This window comes from Shewanella sp. 10N.286.45.A1 (genome assembly GCF_041470405.1).
Taxonomy (GTDB): Bacteria; Pseudomonadota; Gammaproteobacteria; order Enterobacterales; family Shewanellaceae; genus Shewanella.
This window is the reverse complement of the sequence record NZ_JBFRMK010000093.1, coordinates 1-16328: the sequence shown is the minus strand read 5'-3', so window position 1 is coordinate 16328 and position 16328 is coordinate 1. Positions and strand designations below refer to the sequence as shown.

Here is a 16328-nt window from a genome sequence, read left to right as displayed (position 1 = left end):
ATGCAATTGGTATTATTACAAAAAACAGACACGCTGCCGTCAGTAGCCTGTAGCGACAGTAGTTGTTCAACCATAATGGCTAAGCCATTTATCGATTTACGAAAACCCACGGGTTCACGATGCAGATAAACACAGGGTAACTGCTGAAACATCAACATGCTTGCAGATCTTTGATAAACTCAAGCGGATAGCTTGGAGGTAAAGAGCTTGGGAAAGTCCATAGCCCAGTTTGATGCTGTAAACAGATAGTTGATTGCGACGTTACGGCCTGAGTGATAACTGGTGTGGTTGCAGGCGCTACAACCTTTATAAACGAAGCCCCGTTTTTTGGGGGAGTGTTAGTCATAATGACTTTGCGGGCATAAAAGGTACTGGTACTTAGCTTATTTAGCTTATGTTGACGACAAAAATCGGTAATCGTTAAGCCACTGCTAGGCTGTTGCTGGATCAAGTTAGTCCAATCGTCATGAGAACGTTTAGCCATATTAACTCCCGATGTAATAGTCAGTTGTTAAGATATAGCTTCAAAGCGGTAAGCTAAAAATGTACTTGGCCGGACAGTTACCATCACTGCGCCAAGGTTTATGAAATGAGTGTATTGATTGCCACATCTGCTGATGAGCAATCTGCTGTCGCCAATGAAATCTCCACCAACCTGATGGAGATCCGTATCCAATCCCATGATGTAGAGCAATCAGCTAACCAGTCAGTTTCAGGCTGTGACGAACTTCACGCTACCGCTAAGCAATTAGATACGCTACTTATCGGTCTGAAAATATAATTAACACCATCAGCCCTCAAAAAAGGGTAGCACTTTAGTGCTACCCTTTTTTGTGTCACTATCTTAATTATTACAATGTCGGTAGCGTATTGTTTTACAAAAATTTAACGAGGCTTGTATACTTACGCTATAGTTTAAATTTTATCCTTAAACAGTATGGATGCTAATTAGGGTAGCTACTCACTATTTGAGCATAACTTTAACATGATGAAAGGCAAGAACCGCCCCCCAAAGCTGACCGATTGGCGCAAGAGTCTTCCGATGAAATTTATGTTCATCCAGCTGGCCGTGGCCGCAATCATCATTTTAACAAGTGTGTGGTTTATTAAGTCAATTGAACTTAATCGATTAATCGATAACCAGCAAACTTTGAACGTTAATGTGGGCAAAGCTATCACTGCAAGCTTACAGCAAAAAACCAATAGAATTGAAAACCTCGCAGTCTCCATTAGCGCTCTAGGAGAGCTGTACCAACACTCGCCCACTCAGTTTGACGGCAGCATACCTGCTTTACTTGACCAACTTGGGCAAGAAGAGGTTATTATCGGCGGCGGGATCTGGCCCGAGCCTAAGCTCACCAATAAAAAAGACAGTCATTTTTGGGCTCGTAATGCCAGTGGCAAATTGCACAAAGTCAACGGTTACAATCAAGATGATGTTCAAGGCTACTCCCAAGAGAGCTGGTATATTCCTACAAAATACTACCCTGCAGATACCAGTTATTGGTCTAAATCCTATATTGACCCAATCACACAAGACCCGATGATTACCGCCTCCGTCCCTATGTGGTCACATCATGAATTCATCGGTGTTGCTACGGTTGATGTTGCACTGTCTAGTATTAATGAGTTTTTTAGAACTGCCCTTTCAGGACAAAGAGGTTACGTTTTTGCGCTTGATCAACAAAACCGAATGCTTTCCTATCCTGAACTTCAACAAAACATCGCTGCTGATGAAGCAACAAGAGAATTATTTCAGCCTTTCTCTGAGTTTAGTCAGCAACACTCGGCCTTCGAGCCGCTGCAACAAGCCATTGAAAAAATTGATGCTGAGTTTATTGCACAGGCCAATATTGATAGTGCTTATACCCCTGAACAATTGAGTAGTGTTACCGCAAAGGTACCCGAGCAAGAAAGAGCTAAACTGACAGCATTAATTAATCAGAACGCCAAAAGTAAATTAAGAGATGTACAGCTTCTAAGCAGTCTTGAGTTATTAAGCGATCCACAGTTTCAAGAACCGGTTATCGTCAGTGTATTTTTAATGCCGGGGACCTATTGGAAAGTGATTCTAGTAACACCGCTAACGACTATAGAAAGCAGTGCAAAATCGATAGCGAGTACGGTTGGCCTTTATTTAGTAAGTATTCAAATAGCGGCACTGATGCTGTTATTCATTATCCAAAATAAGCTGTTTATCTCACCAATTAGCCGAATGGTTAATGCGTTGAATAACAGTAATTCAGCAATGATTGAACTTGAGAGCAATAACAGAAAAGATGAGATTGGTATGTTAGCGAAAGCATTTAGCAGTCGCACACACCAGTTGGAGATCGCGCTAGCCAGCTTAGATGCCACTAACCTAGCATTGGAAAAGCAACTGGAAGTGCAGCAAGTTGCTCAAGCAGATTTAAGAGAGAGTAAAGAACACCTTAACCTTATCCTTAATTCGGCACACAATCTTATATTTATCAAAAGCATCTCTGGTGAACTTACACTCGTTAATGACCAGTTCTGCAAAACTGTGGCCTTAGAACGTGACAATATAATCGGTGTTCGAGACCATTTAGTGCTTGCGAAGGACGTAGCGAAAGTCAATAGTGACAACGATCGAATCGTAATAGAGAAAAAACAAGAACTGAGTTATGAGCAAACATTTCCAAGTGAAGGGAAATTGCATACTTACTTAGTCACCAAATTTCCAATCTTAGACAGCCAACAGCAAGTGGTGTCCGTTGGCACCATAGCATTTGATATTAGTAAAACCAAAAGTCTAGAGCTTAAGAAGAAAGCCCAATTTGAGATCCTCAGACAAGAAAAATCGAAGAATATTCGATTTATAGAGAAGCTTGAAGAGACAAATAAACGATTAGAATTTGAGTCATTACAAGCCCGAGTTCAAATCAATAAAGAGTATAACTACGAAAAAGTAAAATTAGATAATCAAGCGCTTTATCCCACACTGGTGGCCAATTTAGTTAAACCTATTTTTAGAGAGCAAGATGAGCTTGCTGCTAAAGCCTATCGTCTGTCGAATGGTAGTCTTAATGCCGCCGATTTTGGTATAGAACTGACCGCACAAACTGAACGATTAAGACATTTAGAATATATACTTACGGCGCAAGATTATGGGGCTAAGCCCATTGATCTCGTACAGTTATTGGAACATATTATCGCTCTTTTACGACCAAAGTTTATCGATTCTGATATCGACATGATTATTCAAAGTGATGACAGACTTATCGTAGATGGGATCCATTGGCACTTTTTGGTTCTTTTTTATCGAATTATCAACAACACCTTAGCCGACGCTTTTGAAAACCATCAAACAAATAAAAGCATAAAACTTATTTTGGCTAGACAGCAAAAACAGCTAATCATAACCGTTTATGATAATGGTAAAGGATTTACAACCAATCAGTTAGATATGTTGCAGCAGCAGATAAACGAAAGTGAAATTAACGGTGCCATCACTACATTGTCGGTTTGGTTGCAAAGTGAGTTTAACGGTAAAGTGCAAATTAGGAGCTTACAGCCAGAAGCCCAATATAAAACCCAAATAAGTTACTCTCTATCTCTAGCTTAGGAAGGTCTACAAAAGCCAATATAGCGACATCTATCATCGCACACACTAATCTCACTCATGGCGGCTTACATCGCATACCTGTTTTCGCTGACGCTTGCACTTAGAAGCCTCATATAAACGCAGCTAGGTATCGGTTTTAAATGACAAAAAGGCACTCTTTACGAGTGCCTTTAGTGACTAGGGTCTGTTGTTTTTTCGAACTCAGTTTTTATTCGAGTCTTTACCGTAAGGAGTGATGCTTCTAGTGCAAGGCTTGAGCGATGACGCTTAGCCAGCTAAATGAAGCGTTCATAACGCATGCTAGTCATAAAAGAATAGAAGCAATGAAACGGATCCAAAGATCAACAGGCACTAATAATCTATTTTCATTAGCTTACATTGATACATCGACAATATAGTGCCCTTGCAGCCAGTTGCGGCCAATTAACAACTTATATGTCATCTTACTTCTATCTCGTAAGTTAACTTTTACTTTGTACTCTTCGCCAGGCTCCCCAATATTGAGTTCAACCATATAGCGAATTTCACTACCTTGTGCATTACGAATAAGTGATGTTTCTACAATGCGCGATTTAACGACTTTAGACTCACCCTTTTCATTTTCGGTGGTAAAATGAATCACCTTGCCGACATTCTTCTCCATGTCGGTGTCTTCGTTATCAATTTTAAAATTCACGGCATGCAGTGAATTTTCTACTGCACCGGTGTCAATACGGGTCTTAAACATCATACCGCTTTCAACAATGCTAATTGGAGCGACTGGACCTATATATTTTTTATCGGAAACATCAACTACGTAACGCCCTTTTAGCCAGTTGCGACCAATCAACAGCTTATAATCCATATGGCTTCGATCACGGAGATTCACTCTCACTTTGCGCTCTTTGCCTTTAAAACCAACATCAAGGTCAACCATATAACGAGTTTCAGTACCCTGAGAGTTACTGACAGTCGATGTTTTAACAATCTTGGCCTGCAAACGTTTAGTCTGACCTTGACCGTTTTCAGTGGTAAATGACAACATTTTACCAATGTTTTCTTTCATGTTTTTAGCACTGCCACCTTCAACTTTAAGATCTATTGCATGCAAAGAGGTGTTAACCGCACCAGTGTCTATCCTTGCAACATAGGGCAATTCAGCATGCCCGACATACATATCAGCAGTAGATCCAATAACCGCTTTATCATTAGCTTGTACTGATAATGAAGTCATCAGGGTCAACAGGCACCACCCCATTTTTTTTAGCATTGCAATTCCTAAGTATAGTTACGTCAATATTTAGCTTGTTAGAGTTATCATAGCAAGAAACATCAGTCTTTGAAGCGACACTCTTTCTTTTGAGAAATAAAACAGCCTAACCCGCTCTGGCGACTAAATTTTTACAGTAGAACGGTTAGCGAATTAAAGTTAGCAGTTCAACACTGACAGTTACCTGAACAGAGAATGATATCAATACCCGTTAAGTTGTTATTAATTTAGCGGGGATTAAAAGAAATGAAGGACAAAAAGAGCAAATAATATTGCCGTACAAACACAGTGACCAACATACCATCGTTTATGGTAACTTTGTTTATAGAGCTTTAAATTTCGGTAAAACTGTACCCCTAACCATACAAGGATAAATGGCACAAAAGGCAATGAGATGACGAGCGGGAAAAATCCCCAGCCTAAGTCGAAAGCATTTTGACTAAATAAACGAAGACAAAGCCAAAAAACAAACAGACAGATATAAGCAACTAAATGTTGCTTATTAATAGAACTGCTAACGTCTGAAAACATCGAATTCCCCATATTCATTATTGAACACTAGGCCTTATTGCTATCGGCAACAAGAGAAAATGGGGATAATTCTGTAACGAAATATAAAAACAATGCCTATCACGCAGCCATTAATTTTGCGATCTCTTGATCAAACAAGTTTTTGATCAAACAGGAAAACTCTGTAATAAACAGCGTTTGCTCTGCAGTAGCCTTATGATCAGCAATTCGTGCAAGGATCTCTTCAAGATCATACACAATTGAGTCAACTTCCCTGATCACTAAGTTTCGTTGAGCAAAACTTAGCGAAGGATTCTGACCACAAACCATAATAATTTGAGCAGCGAGTTGTTCTTCAAATAGTTCCATCACTGTATCGTCAGATACAGCTTGTTGTTGCGAGTTTTCAAATATACCCAAATGCTCAGTTAAATACTGAACAAGGTGCATATACCCGTCTTTGTCGGTAACCATATCACATCCGAAATATGCAAATAGCATAAATGACAAAGCGGCTCAAAGGAGCCGCAAAATTTCTTTGAATAGGAATATTATCTGAGTTTAAAGTGAAATGATATCGACTATCTCTATTTCTTAAGGTTCAGAATAAATGAAACTGGTACCGCTTTGCTGATTGCTGATAATCCAGCTATCTCACGCAACTTTTCAATACCTTGTGTCAATCCAAAGCTGTCAGAATTAACAATAACAGGCACAGCACTCGCAACTAATAAGTTTGTATCTGACAGCTTAGCAATACTCACAGAAAAAGGGATCTTTACTTTCTTACCATGTAAATCCACCACCCCTTCTACAGTAGTGATTGTCGAATCACCAACACTCAAGCTATCAAGTAACTTTGTGTCAACTTGAGCCGTCAAAATTAGCTTTGGATACTTATCAACCTCAAACAATAGCGAGCCCATGCGCTCATCTCTTATCTCAATATTGGTATCAACGCTTGCTAGCGATACCATCAACTCAAACTCGCCCTTATCATTGAGCATGCCTGAAATGGCTTTAAAATGATGTACCTCAGCAATATCACCTTTTTTAATGGATATAAAATTTACCTTTGATTCATCATTAGCAACGTTCCAGTCAGCGGCTGACGTTACGAACGATAACGGAATAAGCAGTAATCCAGCAATGACACTTTTCATGTGTAGCTCCCTCTAGGTAAAATAGTGATAGATATCAAGGTACAAAAACAGCAATCAACGCTAATTTAGCACAAGCTACTACCCAGTAGCAGTAATATCTATTTCTTCAATACTGAATTATATTAGCTTTAGCTAAAAATGCGTTGTCTGAGTACAAATTAAAAAACGATTTAACCAATAGAGGTAACACTAATTCCATTAAGGATATACTCAGTTCATAGCTTTCTCAGGGCTTTAAATTCAAGGCACATTGTCTCAAAATGGTTATTCCATTTTGAAACTAAAAGGGCTGAAGTGAAAGTCCAGAAACGTTCACAACGTGCGGCTGATATTTAAGGCATGGGTAAATCACTTAATACAGTGCATGTGCCACTCAATATTCGACTAAATGGTCTATTTTGTTCCATACAAAATGAGACATTCTGGCCCTCCATGGCAGTCAGATTTAGGAGGTACAAGACCAAGGATGGTCGAAGGTTGAATAATGCAGGAGCAATTATCGAGAGTGGAGCAGGATGCTAGAGCCGAGAATAACTTTTAACGATTAGCTATTAGTGGTAAGCCACTTAACTTGTCTAAAGTGATTTTAACTGCCGCTGAATGAGCAACTCTTTGTGGAGTGGGTATTAGTTATAAAAATGCCACTTATTAAAAATGGCATTGTCTGTAAAGCGTATAATGTTAAGGGGCTAAGCGGCTTCGAGTCCATTGTTCATCAGCAGTTTTCTCATAGATAAAGCGATCATGTAATCGACTCTCACCACCCTGCCAAAATTCTATGCTGCTAGGTTTAACAAGGTACCCTCCCCAAAACTTTGGCAGTGGCACTTCACCGTTAGCAAACTTCGACTTCATCTCCGAGAACTTTGTCTCCAAGGCTTTTCTTGCAGAAATTCGACTGGATTGCTTTGATACCCAAGCCGCAATCTGACTGTCTTTAGGGCGCGACATAAAGTACTTTAACACTTCAGTCTTGGATAGCGGTTCAGCAACTCCTGTGATTGCCACTTGTTTCTCTAAAGTATGCCAAGGGAATAGCAAACTGACTTGAGAGTTAATAGCAATATGCTGGGCTTTACGACTTTCTAAGTTGGTAAAAAAAACAAACCCATCATCACCAAACCTTTTCAGCAATACAATACGCTGAAACGGTTGGCCGTTCTCATCCACTGTAGCTACGGACATCGCAGTAGGGTCTTTAATTTCAGAATCCTTTACCACTTCAAGCCAGCAATTAAAAAGCTCCATTGGATCATCAGGAACATTCTCGCTATGCATCTCGCCTAAAGAGTACTCTCGCCTGATATCGCTTAACTCTGACATTTACCGGTCCTTAAATAGTGCATGATAAAAAGCTGTTCCGTTTTTTATACTTAGTTTTCTAGGCTTAGTTTTCTAGATTTAGTTTTCTAGATTAAGTATTCTAGAATTAGTTTTCTAAACTAAGTCTATCTAAGGTCAGTTTACTTAACTTTGCCGTTAGAATCAGCCCAAACATGCAATAATTCTAATCCTAATGTGGCACCTGCTAATGCTGTGATTTCAGCGCTATCATATGCTGGAGCGACTTCAACAACATCCATACCAACGATGTTCATGCCATTTAGGCCTCTGATAATTTTCATCGCTTTATCGCTGGTGAGGCCACCACAAACGGGTGTGCCAGTTCCAGGTGCAAAAGCGGGATCTAAGCAATCGATATCAAAGGTGACATATAGAGGCATATCACCGACTCGCTCTTTAATCTGAGCAACTATTTGATCTGCACTTTGCTCGTTGGCAGCGGCAGCATCAATCACTTTAAACAGATGGCTAGGTTGATCATACTCTGTTCTAATTCCAACTTGAATAGAGTGTTCTGCCGCAATAATGCCCTCTTTCGGCGCATGATAAAACATTGTACCGTGGTCATATTTACTGCCCTGGCTATAAGTATCGGTATGAGCATCAAAATGTAGCAATGCCATTTTGCCATGCTTCTTATAGTGAGCTCTTAGTAGCGGTAAAGTAACAAAATGATCGCCGCCGAAGCTCAGCATCGCTTTACCTGACTCAACGATTGCAGTAGCAAAGTCTTCAACTCGTTGAGTAAAATCAGCAGAATCCCCACAGTCATAAACCAGATCTCCTGCATCGACGACTTTAATGTGATCGCTCAGTTTAAACTGCCAAGGCCAACGAGACTCTTCCCAAGCAAGGTTCACGGATGCTTGACGGATTGCTCCAGGCCCCATACGTCCACCAGAGCGTCCTGTGGTCGCCATGTCAAAAGGTAAACCAATCACTACGACATCTGCATCACTCTCTAATGGGCGGAAGTTTAATGGCAACCTTAAATAGCCGAATGCATTTGAGTAAAGCGAGTAATCAGGTTTATCTGCGATAGTGGTCATAAAAGCTCCGTAAAAGGTCAAACTCACAATTCTGTAGCCGTTAGTACATCGCTAACAGGCTGAATATAATGTTTATAATTAAAAGAATTGGTCGCGTTAAGCGCCAGTTCACAGCAAGCTACCTCAAGGTGTAAAGGGTAGCTCTCTGTTGATAGTTGTTGATTTACACTAATGATATCCCAACTACCAGGGTTCAACATATTTAACATTCTGGCGAATATACTGAACGGATGTTGAGCAAAATTCAAGTTTGTTTCAATACTGACATAAGCACTATGCTCTTGCGGGGTAATATGCATTGTCAGAAATTGCTCACCATGTAAACCGTTTATTGAATAGCCACACGGGTCAAAAAGATGATCATCAAAAACAAAGTCTGGCAATAACAGCTGTAATTGTAACAGTGCTTTGATTTTAGACTTCGTTTGAATCGGTTGTCTTAGATAGTCTGCAACATCACCTTTAATATGGTACATCAGCAAACTCGTGCTGCTACTTAATGCATCAGTGACATCACTACAAAAAAGGTAATGATGATGCCCGTCTAGATGACCAACACGATACGCTGTGCCACTCAATCTCGTCCTTAACTGCTGGCAATCATCTTCAAAGCGGGTTGTCTGCAGGTGAGACAGAAATTCACTTTTTCGTTGGTAAGTAAAAGAAGCAATGCTGTCGACGTTAATCTCGTCAATCAAGAACACTGCCGCTTCAATAAGATTAGTATTGCCACAGGTAATTAGCAGTATTTTGTTATCCCAAACGAAAAGGCTAGACTCACTCAGCACATAAGCATCACAGTCATGATTCGATAAGACCGACAGAATATCTGCGCCGGCTAGTGCCAAGCCTTGCTCCCAAAATTCACGACTAAAACGGCGAAGGGAAGCGTTGCCCTGCTTAACTCGAAGTTCTATTTTCTTTTCTGAACCTTCAAAAAACATCTAACTACTCTGCTCAGGATAAAAAATAAGACCAGTGTTGAGTATACTCAACACTGGTCTAGCAATACTCAATAATATTCTATGCTAAGAGAAATCTTCTAGATAGGTATAACCTTTTAGCCCTAGCTGAAGCTCTTCAAGTATATTACTGCGTTCATCTTCAACAATATGCTTATTTACTAACTCTTCATAAGTTCGCATGAAAGAAACAGCTTCCAAGTTCACATACCTGAGCACATCAGCAACAGTGTCACCTTCTAGTACTGAATCAATGTTACGCCTGCCATTCTCATCAACTCGCACCACTGCCGAATTAGTATCACCAAATAGGTTATGCATATCACCCAAAATCTCTTGATATGCCCCTACGAGGAAAAATCCAATAAGATAGGGACTTTCTTGGGTCCACGCTGGAACAGGTAGAGTAGTTTCAATACCTTGTCCGTCAACGTACTGATCAACAATACCGTCTGAATCGCAGGTAATATCAAGCATAACCGCGCGGCGTTCAGGGGCTTTATCTAACCCAGATAAAGGCATTACAGGGAAAACCTGATCAATGCCCCACGCATCGGGTAGCGATTGAAACAGCGAAAAGTTAACAAAGAACTTATCGGCTAACTTTTCATTAAGCTCATCGATTATCGGCCTGTGGTAGCGATATTTTGAACTCATGTTACCTTGAAGTTCATGACACACTCGTAGATTAATCTGCTCAGCCCACGCTCTATCAGCCAAGCTTAATTGTCCAAGAGCAAAAAGAGAGTGCACTTCAGTTAAGTCACTTTGGCAATCATGAAATATCTCAATCAATGCCCTTTGGTCAGCCTTACCACTCACTTCAGTCCAAGACTGCCACATATTCTGCAGCAATAACGGCGCATCTTCGCTTGGCGGTAAAATGGTTTCAGGCTTATATGATTCTGTACCAATAACGTCGGTAAGCAATACGGCATGATGTGCAGTTAAATAACGGCCGGACTCTGAGATAATTCTCGGCATCGGCTGTTCATACTCTTTGCACATATCAGTAAGCACACTAACTATGTTATTTGCATACTCAGTTAAGCCATAATTCATAGAATTATTACTTTGACTGCGGGTACCATCGTAATCAACCGCAAGCCCACCACCCACGTCAAAACATTTTACATTGGCACCGAGCTTCATTAGTTCACAGTAAAAGCGTCCCGCTTCACTGACGCCCTGACGAATATCTCTGATGTTGGCAATTTGAGAACCTAAGTGAAAATGCAGCAACTCTAACGAGTCCAACATGTTTTCATGTTGTAACTGTTCAATAACCTTAAGCACCTGTGCCGCTGAAAGCCCAAACTTAGACTTTTCTCCACCACTTGCTTGCCACTTTCCTTTACCCTGAAACGCCAAACGTACCCGTAAACCGAGCCTTGGGGTCACGCCAAGTTCTTTGGCTTGCTCCAATACAACTTTAAGCTCTGACATTTTCTCAAGTACGATATAAACCTTGTGTCCAAGCTTCTCGCCAATTAAGGCTAAGCGAATATACTCTTTATCTTTGTAGCCATTACAAATAATGACCGAACTGGCTTTTTGCGCCATAGCGAGCACTGCCAGTAATTCAGGTTTACTGCCGGCTTCAAGCCCTAATTGCGGTACTTCTTTTTCGACTTGGCTGGCTAAAATCTCTTCGACCACGGTTTGCTGTTGATTCACCTTGATGGGGTAAACTAACAGGTAATCAGCTTCATACTGATACTTTTGAATCGCCTGATTAAAAGCCTGACACAGGCTATTGACTCTGTGATGCAATATTTGAGGGAATCGCACTAAAACAGGCAGCGCAACGCCGGCTTTAACCATATCTTTAGCAAGTTCATTAAGGCCAATTTTGCAGTCCGGACGGTTGGGATCTGGCGAGACGGTGACCTCACCTTCATCACTTATCCCATAGAGCCCTTGACTCCAGTAATTTACGTTGTAACTTGCTCGTGCATCATCAATAGACCAATTGCTCATATTTTTCCTAACCTGTCTATCTAACCTGTGAAATTCTAAATGGTGCCGACAGCTCCATTTAACCATCTATGATCCTGTGTCATTCGAATAACTAAATGACTACCTTAATTCTTGCATATTCTTACTTCACGTGCGCTTTAAGCTTACCTTTCTAGCAAATAAACATAGCATGTATAAGCTAATGATTGAAATTCATCAAGGCGTTTACTCAACAGTTTGTGCTTACAAACACCCTACAAACCTTAGCGAATATCAGTACATTAGCGCCAAGTTTTAGGGCGCGCAATTAAACCTTGAGACGCACAATAAATCAAGCTTAACCTTGAGAATATTAGCCATATTTGTGCTATCTCATGCAACCATAGCAAGCCCCAGCAAATTATGGCTTAAAGCATTACTTTCATTTAACCAAATTCAAATCTTATTTTCATTATCACTATGTGACTAAAGCATATTGAAGCTAATTCCACTATAATCGCTGCAGAAGTTAGTCGTCCCAGTATAAAGTAGAGATAAACATGATTGAGATAGGAAAAAGCTGCAGGCTTGAAGTCGTCAAAGAAGTTGAATTTGGCGTTTATTTAGATGCACAGGATTTAGGCCAAGTATTGCTACCGAGCAAAGTCGTGCCAAAAGAGTGTCATGTTGGCGACATGGTTAATGTATTTCTCTATCTAGATTCACAAGACATGGTTATTGCCACTACTCGTCGCCCTCTTGGGCAAGTCGGCCAATTTGCCTTTTTAGAAGCTAAGGTTAACGGCCCATATGGTGCATTTTTAGATTGGGGATTAGACAAAGATCTGCTACTTCCATTCGGAGAGCAGCATAGAGAGATTGAGGAAGGAAAGTCTTACTTAGTTCATATCTATACCAGTCACGTTGATGACCGCATAGTAGCCTCTTCTAAGATTGATCGATTTTTAGATTTAGAAGAACCTAAATACGCCGAAGGCGAAGAAGTTAGCCTTATTATTGGTGGTACAACTGATCTTGGCTACAAAGCAATTGTTAATAATAGCCATTGGGGCGTGCTGTATAAGAATGAAGTGTTTACTCGCTTAAGCTTTGGGCAAAAGATTAAAGGCTTTATCAAACGAGTAAGAAGCGATGGGAAAATTGACCTATCGTTGCAGAAAGGGGTTAAAGAAGAGTTAGATAAACATTCTATGACCATCATGTTTAAACTAAAACAAGCTGGCGGCTTTTTACCTCTCAATGATAAAACCGACGCAGAAGTTATCTACGCAAAACTTTCAATGAGTAAAAAGGCCTTTAAAAAGAGTATTGGCGGGTTATATAAAAAGCAACAGATCACTATCTCACCAGATGGGATCCGCCTAGTCGAATAAGTCGTTACCTAAACGGCTAAAGATTAAGCGGTTATTGATTGATGTAGCCCAAACTACCTTTGCATTAAAGCATGGCTCTGTTATAACAAAGTCATGCTTTTTTATTAAGGGAACAATATGGAACTCACTCAGCATGAAGCCCGTGTAATCGGTGTGCTACTTGAGAAAGAACTCACAACACCTGAACAGTACCCTCTATCTCTCAATAGTCTGACATCTGGATGTAACCAAAAATCCAGCAGAGACCCAGTGCTCAGTTTAAGTGAATCAGATGTACAAAATACTCTGGATAGCCTTGCCAAAAAGCGTTTGATATCGGAACAATCTGGATTTGGTAGTCGTGTCGTTAAATATAAACACCGTTTCTGTAATACTGAATTTAGCGACCTGCAACTAAATCCAGCCCAACTTGCCATTATCTGCCTGCTGCTATTACGTGGTCCTCAAACTCCAGGAGAATTGAGAACTCGTAGTAATCGATTGCATGAGTTTAACGATGTCAGTGAAGTTGAGCATAGCCTGTTGGAGCTTTCACGCCGAGAAACACCACTCGTGATGCTGCTGGCAAAAGAGCCTGGTAAGCGAGAAGCACGTTACTGCCAATTATTCACAACCGAAGAGTTAGAGCGCAACACTAATCCAATACTGCACAAGGATGCAGCTCCGCAGGCTACTTCTCGAACAGAACTCGAAGATAGGGTGTCTAAGCTCGAAGTTGAAGTCGGTGAACTAAAGGCTCTCATTCAACAGCTTCTTAATAAATAGCCAATAAAAATCTTAATAATATTTAATCCATCAGCACTAACTAATGGTTAACGCCCGCCCATTGAGGTGTTAACCTGTTAGCCATTGTAAAATCCATTGATTAAGGGATTAGTTTGGAAAATAGTAAGCAAAGTAGTAGTTTGCGAAATATACTGTTACTCGCCCAGTTCGAAGTAAAAAAAATGCTTTTCAACCCTCGAGGGATAATCGCACTCGTCGCCTTCTCCCTAGTATGGTTACTTATACTACTTTATCCGATCCGCGGAGCCTCTGAGTTTCTAATTAGCCCTGACTACAAGGCCCTGATAGAAGGTTTATTTGGACCAGAGGTTGTCAGTGAACTGTTTAAGTGGTCAGTAGCTGAACTCGCCATCTACTGGATTGCTGCGCTATACCTATTTCCGTTATTCAGTATCTTTATTGCCGCAGATCAATTTTCATCAGATAAAGCGCGTGGAACCTTTCGCTTTCTAACCCTAAGGGCAAGTAGAGAGAGTATTTTCTTCGGCCGTTTCATCGGTCATATGACCATCCAAACCATTTTAGTATCCCTAACTGTCTTAGCCACAATTGTGCTAGCAGTTAGTCGAGAGGCGACTCTGTTAATGCCAGCTATCGGCAGTGGTGCTTTGGTTATCGTAAACCTAGTCATTGTGCTACTGCCTTATACAGCGTTAATGGCAATACTATCGCTCTATGCCAACTCTGCAAGACAAGCAACCATCTATGCCATTCTCATCTGGGCGGCGATGTCGATAACAATCGCAATAATTAACAATTACCTACCCATTATTAGTGAACTGAAATGGATCTTACCTGGTTCACAAATTTCACTGATGATTAATACCCAAGGCTTAGGTAGCTTTGCATATGCGCCAGTCGCCTTATTACAAACATTAGTGCTTCTGTTACTTGGACGTATGTATATTAAACGGAGCGCGATATGAGACTCATTGAATGTAAAGGTTTATCTAAATCTTACGGCAGTAAGCAAGCCTTAAAGCAAGTCGATCTAACCTTAGATGCTGGCGCCCCCATCGCATTAGTTGGCCCTAACGGCGCCGGTAAGACAACACTGTTTAGCTTATTGTGCGGTTATATTGCACCTACTACAGGAGAAGTGAGCTTACTTGGTCATAAGCCTGGTGACGCCGCCCTCCTCGGCCGTGTGGCTTCGTTACCTCAAGATGCCACGCTAGACCCTAACTTTGATATTCTCACCCAGCTGGTATTATTTGGTACGTTACAGGGCTTCTCTAAGAAAGACGCTAAATCAGAAGCTCTGCGAGTTTTATCATTAGTGGATTTAGCGGATTGTGCTTCTCAAAAACCAAAGTCGTTAAGCCATGGTATGGCGAAACGAGTCGCTATCGCTCAATCGTTGATTGGTTCACCAGAGATAGTGTTGCTCGACGAACCCACTGCTGGGCTAGATCCTGCAAATGCAAAAAAAATCCGCGAATTAGTCAGAGAGCTTTCAGACAAAACGACATTCATCATCAGTTCTCATAACTTAGATGAGCTTGAAAAGCTTTGTGGTCAGGTGCTTTATTTAGAACTCGGCCAACTGACACAATCTGTATCCATGGATGACAGCCTACAAAGCCAATACCTAACGTTAACGATGCAGCAGTGCGATTCCGAAAAATTACTTGATGCGGTTATGGGTCTTGCTGATATAAGTTCAATAGATAAAAAGCAGCACAACGAGTTTTTAATCAAGCACAATAGTGAAGAAGACTATGCTATAGAGAGTGCATTATTTACCTTGTTTAAACAAAACAACTGGCAATACAAGGCCATACTTAAAGGTCGCACTTTAGAAGATAAGCTATTCTCTTAAATTGGCACTATGACATCACTGGCTCTTTGAGCTAGTGATGTATTCTCCCCGAGTAATCCTCTTGCTTTAATTCATTTGAAGCCCCTGCAAAACGCTGTTCAATCTAGTGCAGTCAAATAGACCCGTCACGCCTATTTCACTGGGTGCAGCGCGGTAACTATTTGGTCACTCTGAGTAGTTCGACTTCTTATATTGATTGGTATTACATCTTCATAGAGGCTGAAATGATGTTTATCGCGGTGTAAGAATACCAATCAGTATAAAAGTTTTATCGCTCAGCAAGAGGTTAGCAGTTCAACAGCTCAACAGTTCAGAGGTAAGCCAACTGATTTAAAATCATAGTTATTCTATGTTCAAGCTGGTTCAAGCCGGTTCAAGCTGGTTAACGCTGCATCAGGGTCGCTAAAACTCACCTGTAAGGAGTGCTTTGGCTTCTTACTTGGGCGTTGTATGCATTCATAAGGGAGCAGCCATTATGTCAATCACTCGCCTTGAACGAGTTAGCCAAAAAACACTCTGAGTAGA

14 protein-coding genes and 1 pseudogene are annotated in these 16328 nt (G+C 40.8%); 6 read left to right on the top strand and 9 right to left on the bottom strand.

Going from position 1 to position 16328, the window contains the following annotated elements; genetic code table 11:
- A partial coding sequence (gene tnpB, locus AB4238_RS08365; RefSeq protein ID WP_372032829.1) for an IS66 family insertion sequence element accessory protein TnpB occupies window positions 1-152 on the bottom strand: 152 nt, incomplete at its 3' end.
- Entirely contained in the window at window positions 152-484 is a 333-nt protein-coding gene (gene tnpA, locus AB4238_RS08360; RefSeq protein WP_372032826.1) for an IS66 family insertion sequence element accessory protein TnpA, read from the bottom strand. The genes tnpA and tnpB, both read right to left, overlap by 1 nt.
- 81 nt (window positions 485-565) lie before the next feature.
- Here tnpA and AB4238_RS08355 point away from each other — a divergent pair.
- A pseudogene (locus AB4238_RS08355) lies at window positions 566-781 on the top strand (methyl-accepting chemotaxis protein); the annotation flags it as partial.
- Window positions 782-1042: 261 nt separating this feature from the next.
- Window positions 1043-3586 (top strand): cache domain-containing protein, encoded by a 2544-nt coding sequence (locus tag AB4238_RS08350; protein WP_372032824.1) that lies wholly within the window; start codon window positions 1043-1045, stop codon window positions 3584-3586.
- A 373-nt stretch (window positions 3587-3959) separates the two neighbouring features.
- Here the strand turns inward: AB4238_RS08350 and AB4238_RS08345 are convergent, their stop codons facing one another.
- The 7 genes from AB4238_RS08345 to speA all read right to left on the bottom strand — a co-directional run bounded on the left by AB4238_RS08345 (window position 3960) and on the right by speA (window position 11843).
- Window positions 3960-4835, bottom strand: a complete 876-nt coding sequence (locus AB4238_RS08345) for a RimK/LysX family protein (protein WP_372032822.1) — start codon at window positions 4833-4835, stop codon at window positions 3960-3962.
- Window positions 4836-5465: 630 nt separating this feature from the next.
- On the bottom strand, window positions 5466-5819 hold the full coding sequence (locus AB4238_RS08340) for a DUF3802 family protein (protein WP_372032820.1): 354 nt from the start codon (window positions 5817-5819) through the stop codon (window positions 5466-5468).
- 113 nt (window positions 5820-5932) lie between these two features.
- On the bottom strand, window positions 5933-6508 hold the full coding sequence (locus AB4238_RS08335) for a YceI family protein (RefSeq protein WP_372032818.1): 576 nt from the start codon (window positions 6506-6508) through the stop codon (window positions 5933-5935).
- Between the two features lie 681 nt (window positions 6509-7189).
- Window positions 7190-7831 carry a pyridoxamine 5'-phosphate oxidase gene (gene pdxH / locus AB4238_RS08330; protein WP_372032817.1) on the bottom strand — a complete coding sequence of 214 codons (642 nt, stop codon included), beginning with the start codon at window positions 7829-7831 and terminating at the stop codon, window positions 7190-7192.
- Between the two features lie 140 nt (window positions 7832-7971).
- Entirely contained in the window at window positions 7972-8901 is a 930-nt protein-coding gene (speB, locus tag AB4238_RS08325; RefSeq protein ID WP_372032816.1) for an agmatinase, read from the bottom strand.
- A 23-nt stretch (window positions 8902-8924) separates the two neighbouring features.
- On the bottom strand, window positions 8925-9845 hold the full coding sequence (locus AB4238_RS08320; protein ID WP_372032814.1) for an adenosylmethionine decarboxylase: 921 nt from the start codon (window positions 9843-9845) through the stop codon (window positions 8925-8927).
- An 84-nt stretch (window positions 9846-9929) separates the two neighbouring features.
- Complete coding sequence (gene speA, locus AB4238_RS08315) at window positions 9930-11843, bottom strand: biosynthetic arginine decarboxylase (protein WP_372032812.1); 1914 nt, start codon at window positions 11841-11843, stop codon at window positions 9930-9932.
- Between the two features lie 518 nt (window positions 11844-12361).
- Here speA and AB4238_RS08310 point away from each other — a divergent pair.
- The 4 genes from AB4238_RS08310 (at window position 12362) to AB4238_RS08295 (ending at window position 15803) form a co-directional block, all read left to right on the top strand.
- A complete protein-coding gene (locus AB4238_RS08310; RefSeq protein ID WP_371993756.1) occupies window positions 12362-13195 on the top strand; it encodes a S1 RNA-binding domain-containing protein in 834 nt (277 codons plus the stop codon).
- Window positions 13196-13312: 117 nt separating this feature from the next.
- Entirely contained in the window at window positions 13313-13960 is a 648-nt protein-coding gene (locus tag AB4238_RS08305) for a YceH family protein (RefSeq protein ID WP_372032810.1), read from the top strand.
- A gap of 182 nt (window positions 13961-14142) precedes the next feature.
- Window positions 14143-14907, top strand: coding sequence for an ABC transporter permease subunit (locus tag AB4238_RS08300; RefSeq protein WP_372032827.1), 765 nt, complete (start codon window positions 14143-14145; stop codon window positions 14905-14907).
- Window positions 14904-15803, top strand: a complete 900-nt coding sequence (locus AB4238_RS08295) for an ABC transporter ATP-binding protein (RefSeq protein WP_372032807.1) — start codon at window positions 14904-14906, stop codon at window positions 15801-15803. Before AB4238_RS08300 ends, AB4238_RS08295 begins: the two co-directional genes overlap by 4 nt.
- The last annotated feature ends 525 nt before the right edge of the window (window positions 15804-16328 follow it).

What these genes read in the sequence shown, in the direction of transcription:
- AB4238_RS08310 (WP_371993756.1), top strand. Translation starts at nt 12,362, where the DNA reads ATGATTGAGATAGGAAAAAGCTGCAGGCTTGAAGTCGTCAAAGAAGTT.
- AB4238_RS08350 (WP_372032824.1), top strand. Translation starts at nt 1,043, where the DNA reads ATGAAATTTATGTTCATCCAGCTGGCCGTGGCCGCAATCATCATTTTA.
- AB4238_RS08295 (WP_372032807.1), top strand. Translation starts at nt 14,904, where the DNA reads ATGAGACTCATTGAATGTAAAGGTTTATCTAAATCTTACGGCAGTAAG.
- AB4238_RS08335 (WP_372032818.1), bottom strand. Translation starts at nt 6,508, where the DNA reads ATGAAAAGTGTCATTGCTGGATTACTGCTTATTCCGTTATCGTTCGTA.
- AB4238_RS08345 (WP_372032822.1), bottom strand. Translation starts at nt 4,835, where the DNA reads ATGCTAAAAAAAATGGGGTGGTGCCTGTTGACCCTGATGACTTCATTA.
- pdxH (WP_372032817.1), bottom strand. Translation starts at nt 7,831, where the DNA reads ATGTCAGAGTTAAGCGATATCAGGCGAGAGTACTCTTTAGGCGAGATG.
- speA (WP_372032812.1), bottom strand. Translation starts at nt 11,843, where the DNA reads ATGAGCAATTGGTCTATTGATGATGCACGAGCAAGTTACAACGTAAAT.
- AB4238_RS08340 (WP_372032820.1), bottom strand. Translation starts at nt 5,819, where the DNA reads ATGGTTACCGACAAAGACGGGTATATGCACCTTGTTCAGTATTTAACT.
- AB4238_RS08300 (WP_372032827.1), top strand. Translation starts at nt 14,143, where the DNA reads ATGCTTTTCAACCCTCGAGGGATAATCGCACTCGTCGCCTTCTCCCTA.
- speB (WP_372032816.1), bottom strand. Translation starts at nt 8,901, where the DNA reads ATGACCACTATCGCAGATAAACCTGATTACTCGCTTTACTCAAATGCA.
- AB4238_RS08320 (WP_372032814.1), bottom strand. Translation starts at nt 9,845, where the DNA reads ATGTTTTTTGAAGGTTCAGAAAAGAAAATAGAACTTCGAGTTAAGCAG.
- tnpA (WP_372032826.1), bottom strand. Translation starts at nt 484, where the DNA reads ATGGCTAAACGTTCTCATGACGATTGGACTAACTTGATCCAGCAACAG.
- AB4238_RS08305 (WP_372032810.1), top strand. Translation starts at nt 13,313, where the DNA reads ATGGAACTCACTCAGCATGAAGCCCGTGTAATCGGTGTGCTACTTGAG.